Origin of the sequence: Pseudomonas sp. ADAK7 (assembly GCF_012935675.1) — a bacterium.
Lineage (GTDB): Bacteria > Pseudomonadota > Gammaproteobacteria > Pseudomonadales > Pseudomonadaceae > Aquipseudomonas.
Genome location: NZ_CP052861.1, coordinates 3696962 through 3721868 on the forward strand (window position 1 = coordinate 3696962; position 24907 = coordinate 3721868).

The 24907-nt window shown below is 59.4% G+C and carries 16 protein-coding genes; 8 read left to right on the plus strand and 8 right to left on the minus strand.

What is annotated here, in order from left to right:
- The first annotated feature begins 47 nt into the window (after positions 1-47).
- From prmA to HKK53_RS17185, 8 genes are all read left to right on the plus strand, one after another.
- Positions 48-926, plus strand: a complete 879-nt coding sequence (gene prmA / locus HKK53_RS17150) for a 50S ribosomal protein L11 methyltransferase (RefSeq protein ID WP_054044027.1) — start codon at positions 48-50, stop codon at positions 924-926.
- Between the two features lie 30 nt (positions 927-956).
- Complete coding sequence (locus HKK53_RS17155; protein WP_169371808.1) at positions 957-2171, plus strand: DUF3426 domain-containing protein; 1215 nt, start codon at positions 957-959, stop codon at positions 2169-2171.
- A 185-nt stretch (positions 2172-2356) separates the two neighbouring features.
- Positions 2357-3367, plus strand: coding sequence for a tRNA dihydrouridine synthase DusB (dusB, locus tag HKK53_RS17160; protein ID WP_149660668.1), 1011 nt, complete (start codon positions 2357-2359; stop codon positions 3365-3367).
- On the plus strand, positions 3364-3684 hold the full coding sequence (gene fis, locus HKK53_RS17165) for a DNA-binding transcriptional regulator Fis (protein ID WP_007907419.1): 321 nt from the start codon (positions 3364-3366) through the stop codon (positions 3682-3684). The genes dusB and fis overlap by 4 nt, the downstream gene beginning before the upstream one ends.
- A gap of 81 nt (positions 3685-3765) precedes the next feature.
- Positions 3766-5373: a bifunctional phosphoribosylaminoimidazolecarboxamide formyltransferase/IMP cyclohydrolase gene (gene purH, locus HKK53_RS17170; protein WP_169371809.1), complete on the plus strand. Its 1608-nt coding sequence runs from the start codon at positions 3766-3768 to the stop codon at positions 5371-5373.
- Positions 5374-5519: 146 nt separating this feature from the next.
- On the plus strand, positions 5520-6815 hold the full coding sequence (gene purD, locus HKK53_RS17175) for a phosphoribosylamine--glycine ligase (protein WP_054044030.1): 1296 nt from the start codon (positions 5520-5522) through the stop codon (positions 6813-6815).
- Between the two features lie 99 nt (positions 6816-6914).
- Entirely contained in the window at positions 6915-9692 is a 2778-nt protein-coding gene (locus HKK53_RS17180; protein ID WP_169371810.1) for a hybrid sensor histidine kinase/response regulator, read from the plus strand.
- Between the two features lie 64 nt (positions 9693-9756).
- Positions 9757-10353: a MarC family protein gene (locus HKK53_RS17185; RefSeq protein WP_054044032.1), complete on the plus strand. Its 597-nt coding sequence runs from the start codon at positions 9757-9759 to the stop codon at positions 10351-10353.
- Between the two features lie 67 nt (positions 10354-10420).
- Here HKK53_RS17185 and HKK53_RS17190 read toward each other — a convergent pair whose 3' ends face one another.
- From HKK53_RS17190 to HKK53_RS17225, 8 genes are all read right to left on the minus strand, one after another.
- Positions 10421-11107 carry a hypothetical protein gene (locus tag HKK53_RS17190; protein WP_169371811.1) on the minus strand — a complete coding sequence of 229 codons (687 nt, stop codon included), beginning with the start codon at positions 11105-11107 and terminating at the stop codon, positions 10421-10423.
- Between the two features lie 60 nt (positions 11108-11167).
- On the minus strand, positions 11168-11980 hold the full coding sequence (locus tag HKK53_RS17195) for a hypothetical protein (RefSeq protein ID WP_169371812.1): 813 nt from the start codon (positions 11978-11980) through the stop codon (positions 11168-11170).
- A gap of 299 nt (positions 11981-12279) precedes the next feature.
- Positions 12280-19359 (minus strand): TcdA/TcdB pore-forming domain-containing protein, encoded by a 7080-nt coding sequence (locus tag HKK53_RS17200; RefSeq protein ID WP_169371813.1) that lies wholly within the window; start codon positions 19357-19359, stop codon positions 12280-12282.
- A 280-nt stretch (positions 19360-19639) separates the two neighbouring features.
- The gene (gene cobJ / locus HKK53_RS17205) at positions 19640-21337 is read right to left on the minus strand and encodes a precorrin-3B C(17)-methyltransferase (protein ID WP_169371814.1); all 1698 of its coding nucleotides are present in this window, start codon (positions 21335-21337) and stop codon (positions 19640-19642) included.
- Complete coding sequence (locus HKK53_RS17210; RefSeq protein ID WP_169374257.1) at positions 21337-22068, minus strand: precorrin-2 C(20)-methyltransferase; 732 nt, start codon at positions 22066-22068, stop codon at positions 21337-21339. Before HKK53_RS17210 ends, cobJ begins: the two co-directional genes overlap by 1 nt.
- Positions 22068-22694, minus strand: a complete 627-nt coding sequence (locus HKK53_RS17215) for a precorrin-8X methylmutase (protein ID WP_169371815.1) — start codon at positions 22692-22694, stop codon at positions 22068-22070. The genes HKK53_RS17210 and HKK53_RS17215 overlap by 1 nt, the downstream gene beginning before the upstream one ends.
- Positions 22687-23988: a precorrin-3B synthase gene (gene cobG / locus HKK53_RS17220; protein WP_169371816.1), complete on the minus strand. Its 1302-nt coding sequence runs from the start codon at positions 23986-23988 to the stop codon at positions 22687-22689. The genes HKK53_RS17215 and cobG overlap by 8 nt, the downstream gene beginning before the upstream one ends.
- A gap of 193 nt (positions 23989-24181) precedes the next feature.
- Positions 24182-24853 (minus strand): hypothetical protein, encoded by a 672-nt coding sequence (locus HKK53_RS17225; protein ID WP_169371817.1) that lies wholly within the window; start codon positions 24851-24853, stop codon positions 24182-24184.
- Between the last annotated feature and the right edge of the window lie 54 nt (positions 24854-24907).

The window sequence follows — 24907 nt, forward strand, 5'->3', positions numbered from 1 at the left end:
CTCGCAGCCCGCTAGGCTGCAATCAATATTTTTCAAAGGTGCCCGCCATGCCTTGGCTGCAAGTCCGTCTCGCCATCAGCCCAGAACAAGCCGAAACCTACGAAGACGCTTTCCTTGAAGTGGGCGCCGTGTCGGTGACATTCATGGACGCCGAAGACCAGCCGATCTTCGAACCGGAACTCAACACCACACCGCTGTGGTCTCACACCCATCTGCTGGCCCTGTTCGAGGACGGCACCGAAGCCGCCAGCGTACTGGCCCACATGGAATTGCTGACCGGCGGCCCGCTGCCCGAGCATCACAGCGAAATCATCGAAGACCAGGATTGGGAACGCAGCTGGATGGATGGCTTCCAGCCGATGCGTTTCGGTGAGCGCCTGTGGATCGTCCCGAGCTGGCACGCCGCACCGGAACCGGACGCGGTGAACCTGCTGCTCGATCCGGGCCTGGCGTTCGGCACCGGCACGCACCCGACCACCGCGCTGTGCCTGGAATGGCTCGACGGTCAGGATCTGAAAGACTGCAACGTGCTCGACTTCGGTTGCGGCTCGGGGATTCTGGCCATCGCCGCCCTGTTGCTGGGCGCCAAGGAAGCCGTCGGCACCGACATCGACGTGCAAGCCCTGGAAGCTTCCCGCGACAACGCCGGGCGCAACAACATTGCCGAAGCACTGTTCCCGCTGTACCTGCCAGAAGATCTGCCGCAGGTTCAGGCCGACGTGCTGGTCGCCAATATCCTCGCTGGCCCGCTGGTTTCCCTCGCGCCGCAACTGTCGAGCCTGGTCAAGCCGGGCGGCCGTCTGGCGCTGTCGGGCATCCTCGCCGAACAAGGCGAAGAAGTGGCCAAGGCCTACGCCCAGGACTTCGATCTGGACCCGATTGCCAATCGCGATGGCTGGGTGCGCATCACTGGCCGTCGGCGCTAGAATGAGCGCCTGCATAATCCGGATCGCCGCATGACCGACAGCTTCGTCACCCAGTGCCCGCATTGCCAAACCAGCTTCCGCGTCAGCCATGCTCAATTGAGCGTCGCCCGTGGAGTGGTTCGTTGCGGCTCCTGCTTGCAGGTGTTCAACGCCGCCAAGCAACTGCTTGAGCAACGGGCCGGCAAAGAAGCCGTCAAACCGATCGCCCCGGCCATCGTCGAGCCGCCGGTCCGGGCCATCAGCCAAAAGCAGTGGTCCGCCGCTGAAATGGACCTGGACAGCCTCGACCTGGATCAGGAACTCGCCCGGCTCGAACAGCGGGAAATCCAGCCGACCAAGGAGTTCGGTCATCATCGCGAAGACGCCTTGAGCGCGCGCCGGGACAGCATCGAGGCTGACGAAGAGCCGTGGTCCGACAGTCTGTTCAGCGAATCGGCGGCTGATCGCGCCCAGGCCGTCGAAGCCGACCAACGGGAAACGCAGACAGAACCGGGCAAGCACTCGCGCACTGAACCTTCGTTCTCGCTGGAGCCGGTTGATCTGGACGACGAACCCCAGGTGCCGCAACTGCGCCTGAATGATCCACTCGACACACCCCTGCGCCATGATCGTCTGTCGGCAACCGATACCACTGACGACGGCCTGCCCCCGATTGCCCCCTTGCGCAAGCGACACGAGCGCAGCGAAGCAACCGAACGTGACGAAGCCTTGCACGACCTGACCGACGACCCGCTGCAACTCGGCTGGCAAAAACGCCGTTCGCCGTGGGGCCGACGGATGTTATGGCTGGTATTGACCCTGCTCGCCGCCGCGGGCCTTGCTGGCCAATACATTGCCTACCATTTCGACGAAATGGCCCGCCAGGACCAATACCGTCCATGGTTCCAGCAACTGTGCCCAACGCTCGGCTGTACGGTGCCGTCCAAGGTCGACATCGCCAAGGTCAAAAGCAGCAATCTTGTGGTGCGCAGCCACCCGGATTTCAGTGGGGCACTGGTGGTGGATGCGATCATCTATAACCGCGCGGCATTCTCCCAGCCCTTCCCGCTGCTGGAACTGCGTTTCGCCGATCTCAACGGCCACCTGATCGCCAGTCGTCGCTTCAAACCCGGCGAGTACCTCAACGGCGACCTGGAGGGGATGGCCGAGATGCCTCCACAAACGCCAATCCACATCGCGCTGGACATCCTCGATCCAGGCCCCAAAGCGGTGAACTACAGCCTGAGCTTCCATTCGCCCGAGTGAAACGCTTCAGTGTTCCGGGATTGACGGCGGTTTTCTGACTTTGCCCCCGCGAACCAAACTGCTGGCGATAACAGAATAACTGTTCAGATTTTGTTCAATTCAGCCTTTATCCAGTCATCGAGAGCGGGTATCATGCCAACCCTTTTTCGAACTCTAATGATCCGGCCCCACAACAGGGAAGTCCTATGTCGGCGGTACGCATCGGTCCATATACATTGCACAACGGCTTGATCCTCGCCCCGATGGCGGGGGTCACCGACCAGCCCTTTCGTCAGCTGTGCAAGCGACTGGGTGCGGGGCTTGTAGTCTCGGAAATGGTCACCAGCGACATGAGCTTGTGGAACACCCGCAAATCGCGGATGCGCATGATTCACGAAGGTGATCCCGAGCCACGCTCGGTACAGATCGCCGGTGGCGATGCGCAGATGCTGGCGGACGCAGCCCGGGCCAACGTGGAACTGGGCGCACAGATTATTGATATCAACATGGGCTGTCCGGCGAAGAAGGTCTGCAACAAGGCCGCCGGTTCCGCGCTGTTGAAAGATGAAGCACTGGTCACCGAGATCCTGCAGGCCGTGGTGGCTGCGGTTGATGTGCCGGTGACGTTGAAGATCCGCACAGGTTGGGACCGGGACAACAAGAACGGCCTGACCGTGGCGAAGATCGCCGAGCAGGCGGGCATTACGGCGTTGGCGGTCCATGGCCGCACCCGTGCCGACCTGTACACCGGCGAAGCCGAGTACGACACCATTGCCGCGATCAAGCAGGCGGTGTCGATTCCGGTCTTTGCCAATGGCGACATCGATTCACCCGAGAAGGCCCGGTACGTGCTCGACGCGACCGGTGCCGATGGCCTGTTGATAGGCCGGGCTGCCCAGGGGCGGCCATGGATTTTCCGTGAGATCGACCATTTTCTGCGTACCGGCGAAAAACTGCCGGCACCGGAGCTGATCGAGGTGGAACGTATTCTGCTTGAGCATCTGGCCGCGCTGCACGCTTTCTACGGAGACGTGATGGGCGTACGCATTGCTCGCAAGCATGTGGGCTGGTACCTCGCAACCCTGCCGGGCGCCAGGGAGTTCCGCGCCCACTTCAATCGTTTGGATGGTACGGAAACACAATGCGCCAACGTTCGGGAGTTCTTCGCCGAGCGTTACAAGAGCCTGACAGGGGACGGAGAAGGGGTGGCCGCATGACGATGATGACCGAGACTTTAGTGAGTGGAACAACACCCGTGAGCGACAACGTGAATTTGAAACAGCACCTCAATACGCCGAGCGAAGAAGGTCAGACCCTTCGCGGGAGTGTCGAGAAGGCGCTGCACAATTATTTCGCCCACCTTGAAGGCGCTGCCGTCACGGATGTGTACAACCTGGTGCTCTCCGAAGTCGAGGCGCCCCTGCTCGAATGCGTGATGAACTACGTCAAGGGCAACCAGACCAAGGCCAGCGAGTTGCTCGGGCTGAACCGAGGCACGCTGCGCAAGAAACTCAAGCAGTACGATTTGCTGTAAGCATTCAATCAAACCAGAAAGGCGCCCGCGTAAAACCGGTCGCCTTTTTTGCTGACTCCTTTGCTTTTGATGGAAATTGAAATGACCGACCAGACTACCCGCCTGCCGATCCGCCGCGCCTTGATCAGCGTCTCCGACAAGACAGGGATCCTCGAATTCGCCAAGGAGCTTGAAGCCCTGGGTGTCGAGATCCTCTCCACCGGCGGAACGTTCAAGCTGCTGCGTGACAACGGCGTTGCCGCAGTGGAAGTCGCGGATTACACCGGTTTCGCGGAAATGATGGACGGTCGGGTCAAGACCCTGCACCCGAAAATCCACGGCGGGATCCTCGGTCGTCGCGGTATCGACGACGCAATCATGAACGAGCACGGCATCAAGCCGATCGATCTGGTGGCGGTCAACCTGTACCCGTTCGAAGCCACCATCAACAAGCCAGGCTGCGACCTGCCGACCGCCATCGAGAACATCGACATCGGCGGCCCGACCATGGTCCGCTCGGCAGCCAAAAACCATAAAGACGTGGCCATCGTGGTGAATGCCAGCGACTACGCCAACGTCCTGGAAAGCCTCAAGGCCGGCGGCCTGACCTACGCTCAGCGTTTCGACCTGATGCTCAAGGCCTTCGAACACACTGCCGCCTACGACGGCATGATCGCCAACTACATGGGCACCGTGAACCAGGCCGCTGACACCCTCTCGACCTCCGGTCGCAGCGAGTTCCCGCGCACCTTCAACAGCCAGTTCGTCAAGGCGCAGGAAATGCGCTACGGCGAGAACCCGCACCAGAGCGCGGCGTTCTACGTGGAAGCCAAGCCTGCCGAAGTCGGCATCGCCACCGCGACCCAACTGCAAGGCAAGGAACTGTCGTACAACAACGTAGCCGACACCGACGCCGCGCTGGAATGCGTGAAGAGCTTCGTCAAACCGGCCTGCGTGATCGTCAAGCACGCCAACCCGTGCGGCGTGGCCGTAAGCCCGGACGCCGAAGGCGGCATCCGCCAGGCTTACGAACTGGCCTACGCCACCGACACCGAATCCGCGTTCGGCGGCATCATCGCCTTCAACCGCGAACTGGATGCTGAAACCGCCAAGGCCATCGTCGAGCGTCAGTTCGTCGAAGTGATCATCGCCCCAAGCGTCAGCGAAGAAGCCCGCGCCATCGTCGCCGCCAAAGCCAACGTGCGCCTGCTGTCCTGCGGCGAGTGGTCGGCTGACCGCGCCGCTGCCTGGGACTACAAGCGCGTCAACGGCGGCTTGCTGGTACAGAGCCGCGACGTCGGCATGATCAGCAGCTCAGACCTGAAAGTCGTGACCAAGCGTGCTCCGACCGAACAGGAAATCAACGACCTGATCTTCGCCTGGAAAGTGGCCAAGTACGTTAAATCCAACGCCATCGTCTACGCCAAGAACCGTCAGACCATCGGTGTCGGCGCGGGCCAGATGAGCCGCGTGAACTCCGCGCGTATTGCTGCGATCAAGGCTGAACACGCCGGGTTGCAGGTGGCAGGTTCGGTGATGGCCTCCGACGCGTTCTTCCCGTTCCGCGACGGTTTGGACAATGCGGCCAAGGTTGGCATCACTGCGGTGATCCAGCCAGGCGGCTCGATGCGTGATGCCGAAGTGATTGCCGCTGCCGACGAAGCCGGCATCGCCATGGTCTTCACTGGCATGCGCCACTTCCGTCACTGATTGATCGTTCCCACGCTCTGCGTGGGAATGCAGCCCGGGACGCTCTGCGTCCCAAGAGCGAACGCAGAGCGTCCATTGAGGCATTCCCACGCGGAGCGTGGGAACGATCAACCCCCACAGAATTAGCGTCATCCGAGGTTTTTGAAATGAATGTTTTGATCATTGGCAGCGGTGGCCGTGAACACGCCCTGGCCTGGAAAGTGGCTCAGGATCCGCGCGTGCAGAAGGTTTTCGTGGCTCCGGGCAACGCCGGCACCGCCATTGAAGCCAAGTGCGAGAACGTCGCCATTGACGTGCTGGCCCTTGAGCAACTGGCCGATTTTGCCGAGAAGAACGTTTCCCTGACCATCGTCGGTCCGGAAGTCCCGCTGGTTGCCGGCGTTGTCGACCTGTTCCGCGCCCGTGGCCTGGATTGCTTCGGTCCGACCGCTGGCGCAGCTCAGCTGGAAGGTTCGAAAGCGTTCACCAAAGATTTCCTGGCCCGCCACAAGATCCCGACTGCTGACTACCAGAACTTTACCGAGATCGAGCCGGCCCTGGCTTATCTGCGTGAGAAAGGCGCACCGATCGTGATCAAGGCCGATGGCCTGGCCGCCGGTAAAGGCGTGATCGTCGCCATGACCCTGGCCGAAGCCGAAGACGCCGTGCGCGATATGCTCGCCGGCAACGCGTTCGGCGACGCCGGTTCCCGCGTGGTGATCGAAGAATTCCTCGATGGCGAAGAAGCCAGCTTCATCGTGATGGTCGACGGCAAGAACGTACTGCCGATGGCCACCAGCCAGGACCACAAGCGCGTCGGCGACGGCGACACCGGTCCGAACACTGGCGGCATGGGTGCCTACTCCCCTGCCCCGGTCGTGACCGCTGAAGTGCACAAGCGCGTCATGGACCTGGTGATCTGGCCGACTGTGCGTGGCATGGCCGATGAAGGCAACGTCTACACCGGTTTCCTCTACGCCGGCCTGATGATCGACAAAGCTGGTAACCCAAAAGTTATCGAGTTCAACTGCCGTTTCGGCGACCCTGAGACCCAACCGGTCATGCTGCGCTTGCAATCGAGCCTGGTGCTGCTGGTCGAAGCAGCCCTGGCGCAAGCCCTTGACAAGGTCGAAGCGCAATGGGATCCACGTCCGAGCGTCGGCATTGTATTGGCGGCAGGCGGTTATCCTGGCGACTACGCTAAAGGCGTGGCGATCAACGGTCTGGATGCAGCGGCGGCACTGGAAGGCAAAGTCTTCCACGCCGGTACTGCGCTCAAGGACGGTCAGGTGGTGACTGCCGGTGGTCGGGTGTTGTGCGCCACGGCCATGGGCGCCAGCGTCGATGCTGCCCAGCAGCAGGCTTACAAGCTGGCGGCCAAGATCGACTGGGAAGGCAGCTTCTATCGCAAGGACATTGGCTACCGCGCCATTGCCCGCGAGCGTGGCGAAAATCAGGAATAGGCCAGCCATTCGGCCAGGCAAGGGCGTGATGCCCTTGCCGGACTATTCCGGCGCCGCGCATAGTTATATTCTGGCATCAACCTACGAAGGGATTTCGCCGTGCGCTGGCTCAGGATTGCCATAGGTCTTACCGTCACTCTGTTGACCTTGCTCTGCATGCTCCCGGCCCAGGCCGCGCAAGGCAGTGGCTGGTCGGTATTGCTCGACGAACAGGGCGACCTGGCGCTGAGCGACATCCGCTCCGCTCGCTTCACCAATCAATTCAGCCCCATCGAACTCGACCGCCTCACCGCGGCCGAGCCCGACGGTGCGTTATGGCTGCGATTCAGACTGGCACCGGGCAAGCACGAACAATTGCTGCGAGTGTTCGCGCCTGACCTGTCGCACCTCAACCTGTATGTGCTGGACGGCGACAAGCTGGTCGAGCAACTGAACACCGGCACCCAACAACCCCAGGCTGATCGGCCGTTGCCCAGCAGCGACTTCATGCTGCCGCTGCCGCAAAGCGACAAAACCCTCGACGTCTACCTGCGACTGGTTTCCGAACACCAGTTGCGGCCTTACATCACCCTGCAATCGGCGGTGATGACCGCGGCGAATCAGAACCTCACGCTGATCTACGGCCTGTTGTTCGGCTGCATCGGCATGCTGATCCTGCACAACATCGTGCGTTACGCCTACACCCGCTCGCGCAGCAGCCTGTGGCTGGCCGCCTGCGAATTCCTGTTGATGCTCAGCCTGATCCTGTTGCTGAACCTGGCCGGGCCGTGGTTGCCGAACTGGCACGCAATCCAGACTCCTGGTGCCTATCTCGCCTTGTTGCTGACGGCACCGTGCGGCCTGATGTTCGCCTATCGCTTCTTTGCCCCGCTGGGCCCGCACCCGCTGAACAAACTGCTGCTCGGGGCCATCCTGTTCACGGTGGTCTGCGGGTTGCTGCTGTTGTTCGTCAACACCCTGCCGCTGAACATCATCACCTACGCCCTGGTCGCGCTCGCGGGCCTGAGCATGCTGTTTGTCAGCGGCTTCCACTGGCAAAAAGGCTATCGCCCGGCGCGGCTGTTCGTGGCCGCGATGGTGGTGTTCAACATGGGTGCGCTGATCATCCTGCCCGCGCTGCTGGGGTTGACCCTGGTGGCGCCGCAAGGCCTGATCATCACCTTGCTGGCCTTCATTTGCATCAGTGGCCTGCTCATGAGCATCGCCTTGGGCGAACGCCAGCGCAGTATCACCGAAGACCGTTTCAGCGTCAGCCGCGACCTGGCGGCCAGCAATGCCGAGATCAACGCCAAGGCCGAATTCCTGGCCAAGATCAGCCACGAAATCCGTACCCCGATGAATGGCGTGCTGGGCATGACCGAACTTCTGCTGGGTACGCCGCTGTCGGTCAAGCAACGGGATTACGTGCAAACCATCCACAGCGCCGGCAATGAACTGCTGACCCTGATCAATGAGATTCTCGACATCTCCAAGCTCGAGTCCGGGCAGATCGAACTGGACGACGTGCAATTCGACCTCAATGCCCTGATCGAAGATTGCCTGAGTATCTTCCGCGCCAAGGCCGAGCAGCAGAACGTCGAGCTGATCAGCTTTATCCAGCCGCAAGTGCCACGGGTGATCAGCGGAGATCCGACCCGCCTGCGCCAGACCCTGCTGAGCCTGTTGGAAAACGCGCTGAAAAAAACCGACGAAGGCGAGATCCTGATCGTCGTTGCCCTCGACGAACGCAGCGCCAAACCGCGCCTGCGCATCGCCGTGCAGGACAGCGGCGTGCCGATGGAAGCCGAAGAGCGCGATGCGCTGATGCACGCCGAACTGCACAGCAAGCACTTCCTCTCGGCCACCCGCCTGGGCGGTAATCTGGGGCTGGTGATCGCTCGCCAATTGATTCGCCTGATGCAAGGGGAATTCGGGATCAAGAGCGGCACCAATCAGGGCAGCACCCTGTGGCTGACCTTGCCGCTGGACCCGGACCGCCTCGAACACCCGACCTCCGATCTCGATAGTCCGTTGCAAGGCGCGCGCGTACTGGTGGTGGACGACAACGACACCTGCCGCAAGGTGCTGGTGCAACAGTGCAGCGCCTGGGGCCTGAATGTCAGCGCCGTGCCGTCCGGCAAGGAAGCGCTGGCGTTGCTGCGCACCAAGGCGCACCTGCGTGACTACTTCGACGTGGTCTTGCTGGACCAGAACATGCCCGGCATGACCGGCATGCAACTGGCAGCCAAGATCAAGGAAGACCCAAGCCTGAACCACGACATCCTGCTGATCATGCTCACCGGCATCAGCAATGCGCCGAGCAAGATCATCGCCCGTAATTCGGGGATCAAGCGCATCCTCGCCAAACCGGTGGCCGGCTACACGCTCAAGACCACCCTGGCCGACGAGCTGAACCAGCGCAACAAAGGTCAGGCCGTGTCGCATCACCTGCCCGCCGGCCCGACCCTGCCGGTCAAGGTGCCCAGCGATTTCCGCATTCTGGTGGCCGAAGACAACAGTATTTCGACCAAGGTCATCCGCGGCATGCTGGGCAAGCTCAACCTGCAACCGGACACCGCCAGCAACGGCGAAGAAGCCTTGCAGGCGATGAAGGCGCAGCGCTACGACCTGGTGCTGATGGACTGCGAAATGCCGATCCTCGACGGCTTCTCTGCTACCCAGCAATTGCGGGCGTGGGAAGTCGGCAACCAGCGGATCCGCACCCCGGTAGTGGCGCTGACCGCACACATCCTCGCCGAGCATAAAGAACGCGCACGGCAGGCCGGCATGGACGGGCACATGGCCAAGCCGGTGGAGCTGTCGCAGTTGCGCGAACTGATTGAGCATTGGGTGGCCCAGCGTGATCAGCAGAACCGGGTCACGACGCAAACGTCCTGAACCCACAGACGCCATGGCGCCTGATAGACTCCGCCTCGACTTCCCTCGCCAGTGAGCTAGCACCATGCTCCATGTGTTGTTCAGCGTTTACCTGAAGATGCTGGTGCTTTACAGCCCATTCTTCGTCTTGTCCTGTTTCATCAGCCTGACCCGCGGTTACTCGCGCAAGGAGCAACGGCGCCTGGCCTGGAAAGTGGCGGTCGCAACGCTGGTTTCCAGTGTTTTGCTGTACCTGTTCGGGCGGGTAATTTTCAGCGTGTTCGGCATCACCGTGGATGCGTTCCGCATCGGCGCCGGCAGCGTGCTGTTCATCTCGGCACTGGGCATGGCCCAAGGCAAGTCGGCGGTACAGACCGACAACGTGCAGCAGGACGTGACCATCGTGCCATTGACCATCCCCCTGACGGTCGGCCCCGGCACTATCGGTGCATTGTTGGTAATGGGCGTGAGCCAACCGCATTGGGACGACAAACTCACGGCGATTCTCAGTATTGCCCTGGCCAGTTTTACGGTAGGGGTGGTGTTGTATCTGTCCAATCGCATCGAGCGGATTCTGGGTGATCAGGGGTTGCAGATTGTCAGTCGGTTGATGGGGTTGTTTGTGTGCGCATTGGCGGCGCAGATTATTTTTACCGGGGTGAAGGGGTACCTGGTGCCGTAGACGTTTTGTCAGACGCTGGCACCCCGCCTCCTTGTGCGCCTTGACCTGTCGCGCGGTGTAAAAGAGATCAATCCAGTTTTACAATCTCGCCCTCGCGCCGCGTACTGAGTATCGACAGAACCGTTGATCGGGAAAACTCTTCGTACTCCTCACTTAGCTGGGCCTGAAAGCACGATAGATGAACGCTGCCATTGATACGGTCAGCCATAAACTTTTGATTCATTAAGTTTGAGTTCAACGGCTCGGCGACTGCAAAGCTAATTCTCAGCATCTTTAACGTCGCGGTTTCGTCGACAAGGCCGACTTGCATCCGGATTCTGGTCAGGCCTTGGCTATCCATTGAATCGCTCGGTCCATTAACCGGCTCCACAGCGTGCCGCGTCAGCACTTGCAGGCTCGTGCGGGGCGAAGCACCAGCGGAAAGAGACTGTAGAGCCGGACTGATTAACGCTATTTGCTCATGTGAAAAAAAACGGCCCAACACGTTGTCGAAAACACTGGCAACCGATACGTGGCCTTCTCGCCCTAATGTATAAACATCCCCCACCGTTCCAAAAACACTAAAATGCAACCTGCGCAGCAATATCGAATACACCTCGCACCACGAATCAAAGTCTTTAAACTCCGGATACTTATTAGTTGATGCCAGCTGCATGTAAAGCGTAGAAGCCGTAAAGTCATCACGCTGCGAACTTTCCAGCATTGGAGATAAAACTAAAACACTACCCCCACTGACATAACTGTGACTGCCCATAATTTGAACCTCCTCCTGGCAAAAAAAAGCCAAGCGCGTTAACGCTTGGCTTCCAAAAAATTACTTGATGCCAAATTCCAGTTCCAGCGCTCTGTCCGCGGCCTCAAAGAACTCATTGGCTCTAGCTTCTTTCCTGGCGGTGTAGTCATCTTCATAAATGGTAAAAGTGGCTTTACCTTGGTACACCTGTGCTCCGGAATGTAATTTGTCGAAGAAGGCTACTTTTGTGTTGCCTGCGTCAGTGAAATAGGAAGTTGATCCCAGCACCGCCCAGACATCCTCTCCGGCGTCCTGCGCCACGGTCATTACCCCCATCGAGGCGCCGTAGGCTTTCTGGCCGTTTTTCTCATACAACTTCAGCGCTTCCGGGCTCTTCGCCAATCCTTCGATCGTCTTGTTCGCGACCGCTTTCAAGACGGCCGCGGTGGAGCCAGCAACACCACCGATGGCTGCCTGAACAATATCGAGAACAATATTGCTCATGGTAAGACCACTGTATTTGGAATCATAACCCGTATAAGATTCGTGCATTTTGGTCCACCCCATCGCCTTCATACCAAGGATGTAGTGCTCCCAGCGTTGAACCTGCTGTTCTTTTTTTGGATATTTGATTTCAGCGGTAAGGTCTGCAAAAAACTGAGTCCGCTTGATAATGGTCTTATAACGACGACTCATACCTTGGGGAAAACCAATCAGCGTTGAATTCGTAATGGCCGCATTCAATTTATCTGTATCAATGGGCAAACTCACTGCAGCACGCATTGTTTGACGGGGTGCCAATGCCTGGAGCACTGGCATGCAAGTTTCCATACAGTCATTAATAAATGCCAGACTTTCGGCTTCGGTCATTTTCAGATCAAGTACATCATTCACAATCAAAGTTCCTTTTTAATAGATATGAGCCAACTCCGGCCCGACGAGAAAATTAACGCACTCCGCGCTCCAACTTCAACTCAACAAGAAGAACAAAACATTTCAAAGCCGGCGCACCAGCAACTAAAGAAGAACATTACGCACTATCACAACTCAAACTAACAAGAGATCAAATACCCACGACCCCCTATAAAAATCAAACAAACAGACGAATATAAGGTGGCCCTACCACGGCCACCGACGATCGAACAATGACTTGTTCTCCAATCCTCAGACTGAAGCGCACCGAGTGTCAGAGATCATGCTTGCAATTCTTCTTCTGCAACTTGCACGGCTGGCAGAAACGCTTTTAGCGCTTCACCCGCCGCAGGCTCCGGGTTGACCGCCAAAACACGCGCCAAGGCCGAAACGGCAAAGTCCCGATAACCACTTATCGACAGCAACACCTCCCCCCGCAGCGTGACATCTTTCGCATTGGCGTCACGAAAGATCAGGCTATGGCACGTATCAGGATCGAGTATCACCAAGTGTTCATCCGTCAGACTGACGATCAGTTGCTCAGGTGAATCCAGCGTCAATGCCAGGATTACCGGTACTGTGGCCTGGCTGCCCAAGGGTGGCCGGCAGTCGACGATCACCGACTCCAGTCTTCGCCAGGCCGCCTGCGACAGTCGACACGTAGTACCGCCATGGCCCAGCCGCAAAACCAGGGTAGTCACGTCATCGGGAATCAGCGGCAGTACATCATCGAGTGTCGAGTTGCTTTCAACGGTCAGCGTGTCGACGTTGCGTTGCATGTACGCCAACGGCACGACGGTCTCGGTAAGCGGATAGCTGCGCAATACGCCATCGGCGCCGTCGAACAGCATGACGTTGGTCTGCTGCCGAGTACCCACCACAACGGATGAGTCGGGATGGGCGACGTTGGCCGCGTCGATCAAACGCCCACTGCTGCTGACAAACCATTGTTGGCGCCACGGATGAGCCACGCGAAGCAACGGCGCGCAATGCTGCCAGTTCTCCACGAGCGCACGCAGGTGTCTGGTCAAGGCACTGTCGTGTGTCCGCACCCATTGGCTGTCGACACCGGTGATCAATGCAGGCTCTTGATGGTTCAGCGCCATCTCGATGCCTTCCACGGTCGTGGCCAGCAGGCCGGCGCCACGGCGCGTCACGTCGGTGAAGACCCATGGGCTCCATGACGGTTGTGGTGTTGGCAGTGCTTCAGGCGCCAGCAGCCGGGTGCCCTCACCAAAGGCCTTTGACAGTTGCTTGTCGTCGATAAAGGCCTGGCGATAGATCTCGCCAGTAGTGACGTCAAACAGCCAGGCCGCCTTACTGTCCGGGGTAGGCCCCAGCAATCGCACTTCCTTGCCATGCCCCGGATCGGCCAGCAGCAAGCGACCTTCAAGGTACCAGGCACATAACCGCGCATCACCGCGAGCATTGCTCAGTCCGATCAGGGCCAGCGTGGCCGAAGGTACCTGCGCGACGACCGCAGGTAACTGCAACCACCATTGCGGCCGGTCCTTGAACCAGGCCTCGGTCACTCCCCTCAATTGCAACTCGCCCTGAGGTGTCACCTCGTAGTACACCCCCTTCTCGGTCAGCGCCACGCAACCTTCTTGCGCCACCACAACGTTTTTGAGACCTTCGAGGGACTTCCACTCGACCGTCAGCGCTACCTGTTCATCCACCATGGTGCGACGCTGTACGCACAGTCGCGCGCTGGCGTGTCTGTAGATGACAAATACATCGCCGTCAGTGCCGGCTGGCGTCAGCAGACTCAGTTGGTTCTGGTCTTTCTCCAAGTCCGGCCACCCCCGGGCGTGGTGTCGCGGCGGTATCGGTCGAACAATCAAGCCGTCGCTGCTGCGCACCCAACTCATGTCGCTGCGGCCTTGTTCCGGATTCCAGTGAATGGCAACGAACGCCGCCAACTGCCAGGTCGATGTATCGAAACGTTCGAGCGAGGGCACCGTGGGCCATGCGATGTAATCGCCCAGTAACGGTTTCCAGTCGACCAGCGTCGATGCCAGCCCCAGAACGTCCTCCAGGGTGGTATCGAGACCTCGGGCCAGCGAACTCAGGAACGCGCCGTCGTCGGTCAGTAAATACTCGACACTGTAGTTCTGGTCATCCTGAATGAATGCCTGGACAACCTTGACCTCGCCACCGGGTAATGCGGTGCATTGAGTGATGGTGGACGTTCCGGTCTTGAGCATCAGGCGATAGCGGTGGCTGATCAAGCCGCTCACCGCATCGGTCTTGAACACGTCAGCCCCCTGCGGGTGATAGAAATACGCGGAACCATCGACCACGGCACCCAGCTGCGAATCGTCGGGCACCCGGGCATCGTCGTCCTGAATGTAGAGGAAACGGTCTTGGGCCGAGTCGTAGTAGGCGGTGGTGTAGCGTTGTTCCTGCGGGTCATCGAACGGGATCAAAAACTTGTGCACCGGGGTGTACGGCTGCTCCAGGCGATGCTCCCGCGCCAGTGCCTTGAAGTGCGTTTGCAAGGCCCGTGCATCCGTTCCCGGCGTCGCGTCCACCTCCAGGGGCATCAGCACCTGTTGATGATGGTCGATCCGATAGCGGTTATTGCCCGCCAGATGGAGGGTGATATCGAAGCCGGCCTTGCCGCTGAATGTGATGTCGACCCCGCCGATTTTCAGGCCTGCGCCGCGCACGAACTGAACGTCCTCCACCTGCGCCCAGCTCGCCACTAACACCCATTGCAGGGTCTTGAGCAGCGAAGACTTGAGCTCCACGTTGATGCCTTCGCTCAGCATCAGCGTGCAAGGCGCATCGCCCGCTTCGATCTCATAGGCGATCCGGTCATGCCAGCTTTTGAGCAGCGTCGGCACCACCAGCGTACGGGACTCATCGTCGAGTGTGACCTGGATGACGGTTCTGGTCCCGGGGCGGTAAGCCGGGTGAATCGCCTGGACGATGTATTCCCCGGGGAACGAATAAAACGTGAAGAGAAACTGCCACTGTCCCTGCGCGTTCTTCGTTTCCAGGCGACGAGCGATATCAAAACCGGTGTCATGCCGCGTCGAGGCAAAGGGCAACGAATGGTAGTCGTAGCCATAAAACGTTTGAGGTGTGCAGGGCAGGATAATCACCTCACCGGCGGCCGGGCTGAACCTGGCCGAGCCAGGCAACCCAAGGCTTTGGCGGAGATTGATCGCACGGTCGTAATCGACATCGAAATCCGGTACGCCGAAATGATCGCGCAGCGGGAACAACCGCTGACTGCCATACGTCACCACGCCGTCGCGCAGGTTCAGGCTCTGGATCACCAGTTTCGGATGCGCCTGCCAGGCCTTCTGTTTCTTGTCCCAACTGAAGGCAGCGCCGCGATAGGCCTGATCCAGTTCGTAGAAAAACACGCCAACCTGTTTCGACCGTTCGGCGACCATGGCGAAGCCCTCGGCCAATGCCGCCACGCCCACGGCCAGCCCGCCGACTATCACCGACGCCCCGCCCAGGAAAGCAGCCGCCGTAGCAGCCGACGCCAGGCCGGCGCCCATGCCGGCAGCACCGAGCACGAGACTGGCGTAGTCAAAAGCGAGTTGAGTGCTGAACCGGGCGACGTCGACATCGTTGTCCGCCTGGCTCAATTGGTAGAGATCGAACCCGACGTTGACCATCCCCAGCACCGTACCGAGACCTTCCCCCGCTATACGTCCCAGCGCTTCGCCCGCCACCGTGGAACTGGTCTCGGCAATCAGCCGCTCCTGGGCCAGACCCTGACGCACCAGGCTAATGACACCTGCGATATCCGTGACCAGACCATGGATCAACTGTGCGTAGTTCACATAGGCGTGCAGGCGCACCGCCAGGGTCAGGTTCCGATCCTCTCCGTCGTGGCTGCGTAACAGCTTCATCAGGGCCTGGATCGCGAAACCGACATTGAGGGTGTGTACCGCGCCAACGTTGGTCGGATCAAGCGAGCCGACCCGGCGCGTGGTCAATTGGTCGAAGAGTTCGGTGAGATGGTTCTTGATGCGCAAGAACCGCGAATCGTCGGTTGTCACCCGCACCAGTTGCTCGGGGCTGCCGGGCTTTTCAGGTTTGATCAGGCTCAGGTGATAGTCGCCACTGGCGTTGATTTCCAGGGTCTCGAATAACGGGATGAAGTCGGAGGTCAGCTTGTTTTTGCCCAGCAAATCATTGCTGGCCTCGGTGATTTGTTGTCCCCACCAGTGACTGTCCAGCTCCATCAGGCTTTTACCCAGTCGCGGGTTGTTCACCAGTGACTGGCCGCGGGCACTGGCCAGGCGTTTTCGCCCACCGGGCGCGTCGATCCCTTTCAAGTCGCCGGGCGACAGCACATCTTCTACCCGCACGCCGGGGGCCAGTTCCAGTTGCGCAATCTGTGCGCCTTGCACTTCGATCAGGTCAAAGGTCGGCAGACTGCGTTCGCCGTAGGCGCTGTAAAACTCGGCCATGCCCATCGACCCGAAATAGCTGTTGAGCTCACGGAGCATGGCCTCGGGCGTCGCAAACTCAACAACGCACACGTTCGGATCGTAGAAGTGATAGGCACTGCGATCACCGTCCCACGTCTTGGCCACCAGCATGGCGTGGTTGTCGGCGTTGAGCATCAGGGTACCGGTCGTCGTCCGGGCTTCAAGTACCTTCACGACGTGTTGCAAGCTGAGGCGCGGGGGAATTCCGACCTCGCTCACATCCACGCTATGCAGCGCTTCGATGGCGCGCATGAAGGTTTGCGAATGGCTCTGCTCACGCGTCTCAACGCTCAGGAAGAACCGCTCGCGCAGTGTTGTGACAGCCGCGTCACCCTTGGCAATCGCTGCCGCCATGGCAAGCACCAACGGGTAACACCGTCGACCGATGGTGTCACCGAATCCATCGTACAACAGGTTCTGAGGCACAAACCGGGCTTCACCTTCTTTGAAAGTTTCCATCAGGTCAGCGGCACGCTCGGTAAGCCGGTCACGGAATTCGGCTTTGGCGACTTTCTCGATCCTGGCGACCCGCCGCCCCCATTGGCGCAGGCTCAAGGGCGACTGCAGGGCATTTTTCTTCAGCAGCAACGCCGTTTCGGTTAGCGCCAAATCACCGTGCTCCGAATTTTTGAGCCCCGCCACGAACTCCGAGCCCTTGTGTTTGAGCAACTGCTCTTCGATCACCGCATACTGGCTCGCGACGCCTTGATTACTCAGTCTTGCAGCCAGGTCATCGAGTTCTCCGGTCATCGCTGCAAAGCTGCGATTATCCAGTGACTCAAGCCCCAGCACTGGACCGAGCAGCAAGCGCTGGGCGGCACTTAAATGCTCCTTGAGCCACGAACCACTGGCCAGGCGTTCAAGCACTTCAATAAGGGAAAGGTCCCGAGTCGTGGCGTCGCTCAGCGTGACGGGCGGGAGTGCCAAAGGGTCTTGAGCGATGATCGCCTGTCGATCGTCAAAACTCAGCGGCAGTAACTTGTCGAACGTTACGATGCCATCAATGCCTTGACTCATCGCTTTGAAGAATGGCTCGCCGAAGTGATCGAGCAGCCGCTGGAGGATATCGGTCAACAACACATGTCGGCCTTCGATCAAAGGCCAGCCTGCGTCGAACTCGATGGATTGGCGTTTGAGCAGTTCTGCCATGTCACCTTTGTAGTGGGCTTTGAATAGCCCTTGTTTCCATTTTCCCTGTTCGCTGTCGCGCCATTGCTCCCAGTCTGTTATCGATTCCTTCCAACTATGATCTTGCTCTTCTTCAGTGAAGTAATTGAAACCTTGCCTCAGTTCCGCTTCCTTGCGGAACTGTATGGCCGCATCGGGCGTAAGATTTGCCGCTTCGTAGAGGTCCATGCCCACCCGCATGGCATCCGGGCCGGTCATGAAAATCGTTGTTTGGGCCTTGGGGATGAGCCCATCCGCCATATAGCTCGTGAGCGCGTCCGCGCGATTGATAAATTGGGGTTCCGCCAACGCCAGCGAATGCTCTCTGCTTGCAAAGAGCTCCTCGGCGTTTTGCACTCGTTTTTGATCAGTGATGGAGACCCCTTGAGTAGTCGACAGAACAACGAACTCATCTCGTAATTCGTACATGAATCGCACACGGTCCATCACCGACTCAATGACCTTGGATTTTGGATGAGCCATGAGGAACGAATTGTTCAAACTTGTGTTATCGACAAAAGCCGCTCGTAATGCGTTGCTGGCAACATTCAGATCCCGAGTCGCCGTAAAAATATCAGGAATGGACGGATGGCTATTGGCGAATTGCTCCAACTTACTCAAGTATTGCGCAGGAATCTCTTCGATGTACCTGGCATATTTTTCGGCCACCTTCACACGGCCGGGCATGAGATGGGGGTTACGTTCAAAGATCAGTTGCAAGACACCCAGATTGGCTTTCGGTCCGATAATATCTTTTGATGGCGTCTCACCCAGTTCATCCACAAATGCAGGGAGATAATCGCTGTCACAATAAATACCACCCTCGTTATAGAGTACCTGGTAGCGCACAACATCCGAGGCGGCGGCAAGATTAGCGCGTAACCCAATCTCCCGTTCATAGATATCAAACAAGGGAAAGGACCCGGCAGCGGGACGAATATCCACCAATTGCAATTGAGCGTCAGTCAGTGCCTGCAAGGTGTTCAGGTTGCGTTCCCGAAGCGCTCTGAGCGCACTTTCGTTTTGCGCATAGCCTCTAACCAGCAAATCGATTCGCGCCTCATCGGCACTGACTGGCGCGTTCGTAACGTGGTTGAACACTTGTTCTTTCGAAGCGGCTACGCGCTCCTCGTACAAATCGGCCAGTTCGAAACCTGAAATGCCCGCTGCGTCACCGCCCTCTTTCATGGCGTCAGCCTTGGCCGCTTCTACCACGATACGATTGGTCTCGTACGCCAGTAAGGCGTCACTGTCATACCACAGTTTTAGTTCATAGCCTTCTGCCGCCAATACTTGTTTCCAGACATTTATATAGTCTCGCTGAATCTCCCCAATGCCACCGCCGAGCCAGACAAAATGCAGCTTCTTGGGAACTTGCGGTAATGCGCTGTTCAGCGTCTCGACACTCTGCGCCACGCGGACGCCGTAGTCGCTAACCTTTTGATAAAGATCGAGTACAGTCTCTGCACTGTTGTCGGCAGACAGCGGTTCCTCCGTATCCCGGCGTGCGCGTACCGGGGAAGTCAGTGAGCCCAATGCTTCATCCAGCAATGCCAACGGGTGAAGCAGCGCCTGATCATTCTCGGCGTCAATGCAGCCCTGGTAATAACGAAAAATGGCCTTGTACTCATCCGTCGATTTATAAGGCTCAAGCACGCGCTCCAGTTCGGAAAACTTTATAAGATCGGCAACACCGACATACTCATGACCACTCACAACTTCCTGTTGACTCATAGTTAAATATCCTTATTTAACAAAACACATCATTGGGCACAGCCGAGCACATAGAACAGGCGCGGCAATACGGCGCTTGTAACAGGCTAATCAGACGGTAATATTTATTCGCGATCCGGATCATCACCGGCCATCCAAACTAACGACTCATCCCAGACTTATCAAATCGCAAAGATATTCAATTAGTTTCTACACAACTTGAAACTCCAGCAACTACCCGATAACTAATACTGGATATAACGAGTGCTAAAAAAAAACGCCTCAGAAGAGGCGTTTTCACTCAACCCGCAGGCTTGTCGCCATACCATCGCGGCGTATAGACCCACTCGCCGCCGCCGACACGTGGGAATACGCAGGTGGTAGACGAACCGATCAGCACCATCGTGCGCATGTCCACTTGATCCGGGGTCAACTGCCCCAGCGTGGTCACACGCAAAGTCTGGCCCGGGCGACCAATGTCACGCCCCAACACCACCGGCGTTGCGACAGCTCGGTGCTGCGCGACGATCTCCAGGGCGCGTCCCAATTGCCACGGGCGCGAACGGGAGATCGGGTTGTAGAAGGCCAGGGCCAGGTCGGCCTGAGCGGCCAGATCGAGGCGTTTCTCGATGATCGACCACGGCTTGAGGTTGTCCGACAGCGACATCACGCAGAAGTCATGCCCCAGCGGCGCACCGGCCTGGGCGGCCGTGGCCAGGGAGGCAGAGACGCCGGGAAGAATCTCCAGATCGACGTTGTGCCAGGTGGCATCGCTCGACTCGTGCAAGGCTTCGAGCACTGCGGCGGCCATGGCGAACACGCCGGGATCACCGGACGACACCACCACCACCGAGCGCCCCTGCGCCGCGAGTTCAAAGGCGTGACGGGCACGCTGCATTTCTTCGCGGTTGTCGGTGCAGTGCATCACCTGATCGGGGCGAAACGGCCCGGCCATGCGCACATACGTCTCATAACCCAGCACGTCATTGGCGCGGGCCAGTTCGGCCTTGACTGCCGGCACCATCAGCTCGGCGGCGCCGGGACCGAGGCCGATCACCGCCAGACGCCCGCGGGGGCGGCCGATCAGCAATGGATCGAGGGGGTCGGAAGCGACGGCGATGGCCATCGAGTCGTTGATTTCAATTGATGTCAGCAGCCCCGGCACTGCGCTTTCGGCCAGCTCAAGCACACTGCCGGGGCATGCACTGAAACGCAGCGGCACACCCAGTTCCAGCGCCGCCTCGCGCAGCGCCGGGTTGGCCATTTCGCTGTCATCGGCCAACAAACAGGCCAGTGATTGCAGGGCAATATTGGCGTCATGCAATGCGGTGCGAATGGCTTCGGCTGCTCCCGCCGTCAGCGCCACGATCACATTGCGCGGATAAATCAGCAGTTCATTAGCGTCCGGCTGACGCTCGACATGCCCGACATGAATCGCCAATCGTGCCTGCTGATCCTCCGGCAATTGCGCTTCGGCCAACCACGGCGCCGGACCTTCGATGCGCACCGATTCGCCCGCCAGCAAATCCGAAACGAAGCGCTTGCCCAACTCCAGATCGCCGAGGGCGTAACCGCTGGGCGGGTTGAGCAGGCAGGTGCCAAAACGCAGTTCACCGCTGGTGGTGATGGCGGCGGCGACGTCCAGCGCAGCCGCGATCTCGCGCGCCAACACATTCACGCCGCCCAGGCCACCGAGCAGCGGCACCACGGCGCTGCCGTCTTCGGCCACGGCCAGCACAGGCGGTTCGACACCTTTTTCCAGCAACAACGGCGCCAGGGTGCGGATGACAATGCCCGCCGCACACAGGGCGATAATTGGCGTGTCGAGCTGATAGAGCTCGCGCAGGGTCGCGCCGAACGCTTGATAGTCGTGGTCGGCACCGTCGACCCGCCCGGCCAGGCCGTGGATCACTGCATCCGGGTAGCGCTGCTGAATCCGCCGCGCCGTAGCGAGGCTGCCATTGCCGAGGATGACAATGGCCGGAGCACGACGGCCCATCACCCTTGCCACCGCTCGCCGGGCACGATGATCAGCGAGAAGTACGGCGAGGACATCGGCTCTACTTCATCCAGCGGGACGATTTTCTGGTTGGCCATGGTCGCGCGCTCGACGTACAGCGCGCGCCCGGCCAGACCGAGTTCTTCCAGCACCTGACGCACCTTGGGGAAGTTGCGCCCCAGCTTCATGATCACCGCCGCATCGGCATCGGCCAGACGCCGCTTGAGCTCGTCGTGAGGCAACACGCCGGACAACACCGACAGGCTCTGATTGCGATACACCAGCGGCGAACCCAGTACCGAAGCGCCGCCGAGCATTGAGCAGACACCCGGCACCACTTCGGCCACGTAGCGCTCGGCCAAGCGATCGTGCAGGTACATATAGGAGCCGTAGAAGAACGGATCACCCTCGCAGATCACCGCCACATCGCGGCCGGCATCCAGATGCTCTGCAAGCTGTTCGGCGGCGGTGTCGTAGAAATCGCTGATGACTTGCTCGTAGGACAACGGCGCCGGCAACGCTTCGGTGGTCACCGGGTACACCAGCGGCAGCAGGTTCTGCGCCTCTTGCAAATGCGCTTCGATGATGCCGAACGCATTGCCCTTTTTGCCTTTGGCGACGAAGTACGCCACCACCGGCGATTCGCGCAGCAGGCGCAGGGCTTTGACGGTAATCAGTTCCGGATCACCGGGGCCGACGCCCAGGCCGATCAAGCGTCCAGTTGGCTGCATCATTCGATCTCCGTGGCGAGGGCGTTGACGGCGGCGGCGGCCATGGCGCTGCCGCCCAGCCGGCCTTGCATGATCACGAACGGCACACCGCGACTGTCCGCCGCGAGCATCGCCTTGGATTCGGCGGCACCGACGAAACCCACCGGGAAGCCGAGGATCAGCGCCGGTTTTGGCGCGCCGGCGTCGATCATCTCCAGCAGGTAAAACAGTGCGGTCGGCGCATTGCCGATCACTACCACGCTGCCTTCCAGGTGCGGACGCCATAGCTCCAGCGCGGCGGCGGAACGGGTGTTGCCCAACTCTCGGGCCAACTCTGGAACGCTGTCGTCACGCAGGGTGCAGATCACTTGATTGTTGGCGGGCAGGCGCGCGCGGGTCACGCCTTCAGACACCATCCGTGCGTCGCACAAAATCGGCGCACCGGCGGCCAAGGCATCGCGCCCAGCCTTGCCGGCACCTTCGGAGAATTGCAGACCGTCGATGGCCTCGACCATGCCGCAGGCGTGGATCACCCGCACCGCGAGTTTTTCCAGGTCGGCCGGGATGCGTTCGAGGTTGGCCTCGGCACGAATGATCGCGAAGGAGTTGCGATAGATCTCCTGACCGTCGCGGATGTAATCAAGCATCAAGGGGGCTCCGTGAGCGGGCGTCGAGCAAGGCCGCGACCGCTTCAATAGTAAGGTTGCTTGCATGCAGCGCGCCGAAACCCGGCAGCGTGGCATCGCGAAAATAGAGGTCGTAGTGACCGGCAGAAATCGCCAGCAAGGTGACTGGCGCAATGTGCGCGGCGGCGCAGGAACGCGGGCAGCCGGACAGGTGAACATCCAGCACTTGGCCGTGGCGTTGCAGCAATGCCGCCAGTTGCAGGGCATCGCCCTTGGTGTCGGCCAGGCCTTTGCCGCAACCGGCGGAACCGGTGCAGGCGATCAGATGCGCCATGGCATCGTCGACGGAACAGCGCAGGCCCAGTTTTTCCAGGTTGTGGATAACTTCAGCAGCGTCGCCCTCGTGGATATTGGGCAGCAGCAGGCTTTGCCACGGTGTGAAGCGCAGGCTGCCATCGCCGTGTTCGCGGGCCAGTTGTGCGGCGCCCCGGAGCATGCCGGAGTCGAGCCGGCCCAGCGGCGGCACCGCGCCGACATAAACTCGGCCTGCTTCACGTTGTGGATGTGCGCCGAGATGCAGGACACCCGAAGCACGCGGCACACCGACGACAGACAATAGCGGTACACGCTCGGCCAGTTGCGCGACAAACCCGGCCAGCGGGTATTCGGCCAGTAGATGACGCATGCGGGTCTGCTCGGGGCGCGCCAGGTCGAGGAACACATCGAGCACTGCGATCACCAGTGCGTGGCCGTGCTCCAGTTGCACCGCGCCCAGGGCCACGTCCGTCGGGCAGCCGGCCAGGCCGAACGCCAACAGGCACTCGCCATTTTGCTCGACCGCGCTCAACCACAGGTCATGGTGATGTTCGAGCATCGCCAAGCCTTCGCCGCCGTCGAGTTGCACGGCGAACTTGGCGCTCAACCCGTGGAAACGTTCATGGCTTTGCAGGCTGTTGAGGATCTGTTCGGCCAACGGCCGCGTATCGAGCAACATCTGCCGATCAATCCCGGCGCTCGGGCTGAGCATCAGGTTGCGCACATCGTCGCCCGCTGCGGTGCGTGGTCCCAACCCGGCAGCCAACAGGCTGTCGATCAACGCCGCTTCTTCACAGCCAATCCCGCGAATCTGCAGATTGGCGCGGTTGGTCGCCTCGATCACGCCGCAGGCGAAGCGCTCGGCGGCATTGGCCACTGCGTCAGCCTGATCGGCACTGATCGAACCGCCATTCAACTTGATCCGACAGATACCGCCGTCCAATGCCTGGACGATACGCAGCAACCCCGGGCAAGCCGAGGGGCGTAAGGCGGTGGACATCGGGCGTTCGTTCAAGGGGTGACCGGCTGGCTAGGAGTGCCTGAGGGGCGAAAAGCCGCCATTATGCCTGCTTTGCCCCCAAGCATGAAAAGCCGGCGGGCAGAATGCCGTCGCCGCCGTCTCATCACAGACCGGATCCAGCACCGGACATTTTGGTGGACATACTCTGGCCACAGGCTACACCGGGCAATTTTCAAACCGGAAGATTAAACTCGATGGAGTCCACTACTTGTCGCAACTCCGACCGGCTAGCGTCCATATTCCGACGATTGATCGTAAAACGCTGCGCTCTAATATCCAATTGAGACATGACGTGCTGGACTTTCCAGAACAGATAATCGGAACTCCACGAGCTTACAATCAGGCGCATATCAGTGACCCAGAGCTCAATTCTGTTATCGCCGATTATCGAAATCGGCAACACTCGCATATCGCCATCCCTTCGAATACTCCCATTGAAGGTTTCACGCGTCTCCTGATGGCTTTCAATCATCGATACCGCATCCAGGGACACCTTTAACTTGTTAGGGCTGATTTTTGATTTCATCACGTCTACCCAGGCGGCCATCAGGCTTCCTCGATACTGTTTATCGATCTTTTCTACGGGTTGACCTTCAATAACCCAGCCAACGGACCATAACGCCCCGGTATATTGTTCAAACCAATCGGCTGGATAGTACTTGCGATTAGCTCTGGCATCCGCGCGCGCCTCAGCATACGCAATACTGTCCTTTACAAAACGCTTGTCTTGTTTCGATAAGCCCGCAAAAAAACTCATCACATTACTTTGCACCATCGAGGCACTTTGCCCTTCGGCTTCTTCTGACAAACCCAAGTCACGCCTGGCACTCACATCTTCTTCCATGATCACATTTTCTCCTGACTATTCTAACTAGTAATGAATCAACAACCTGCAACA

Coding starts and splice junctions, on each gene's coding strand:
- HKK53_RS17215 (WP_169371815.1), bottom strand. CDS start 22,694: ATGCTTGATTACATCCGCGACGGTCAGGAGATCTATCGCAACTCCTTC.
- prmA (WP_054044027.1), top strand. CDS start 48: ATGCCTTGGCTGCAAGTCCGTCTCGCCATCAGCCCAGAACAAGCCGAA.
- cobG (WP_169371816.1), bottom strand. CDS start 23,988: ATGTCCACCGCCTTACGCCCCTCGGCTTGCCCGGGGTTGCTGCGTATC.
- HKK53_RS17210 (WP_169374257.1), bottom strand. CDS start 22,068: ATGCAGCCAACTGGACGCTTGATCGGCCTGGGCGTCGGCCCCGGTGAT.
- purD (WP_054044030.1), top strand. CDS start 5,520: ATGAATGTTTTGATCATTGGCAGCGGTGGCCGTGAACACGCCCTGGCC.
- HKK53_RS17185 (WP_054044032.1), top strand. CDS start 9,757: ATGCTCCATGTGTTGTTCAGCGTTTACCTGAAGATGCTGGTGCTTTAC.
- dusB (WP_149660668.1), top strand. CDS start 2,357: ATGTCGGCGGTACGCATCGGTCCATATACATTGCACAACGGCTTGATC.
- HKK53_RS17190 (WP_169371811.1), bottom strand. CDS start 11,107: ATGGGCAGTCACAGTTATGTCAGTGGGGGTAGTGTTTTAGTTTTATCT.
- HKK53_RS17200 (WP_169371813.1), bottom strand. CDS start 19,359: ATGAGTCAACAGGAAGTTGTGAGTGGTCATGAGTATGTCGGTGTTGCC.
- HKK53_RS17225 (WP_169371817.1), bottom strand. CDS start 24,853: ATGGAAGAAGATGTGAGTGCCAGGCGTGACTTGGGTTTGTCAGAAGAA.
- fis (WP_007907419.1), top strand. CDS start 3,364: ATGACGATGATGACCGAGACTTTAGTGAGTGGAACAACACCCGTGAGC.
- cobJ (WP_169371814.1), bottom strand. CDS start 21,337: ATGGGCCGTCGTGCTCCGGCCATTGTCATCCTCGGCAATGGCAGCCTC.
- purH (WP_169371809.1), top strand. CDS start 3,766: ATGACCGACCAGACTACCCGCCTGCCGATCCGCCGCGCCTTGATCAGC.
- HKK53_RS17155 (WP_169371808.1), top strand. CDS start 957: ATGACCGACAGCTTCGTCACCCAGTGCCCGCATTGCCAAACCAGCTTC.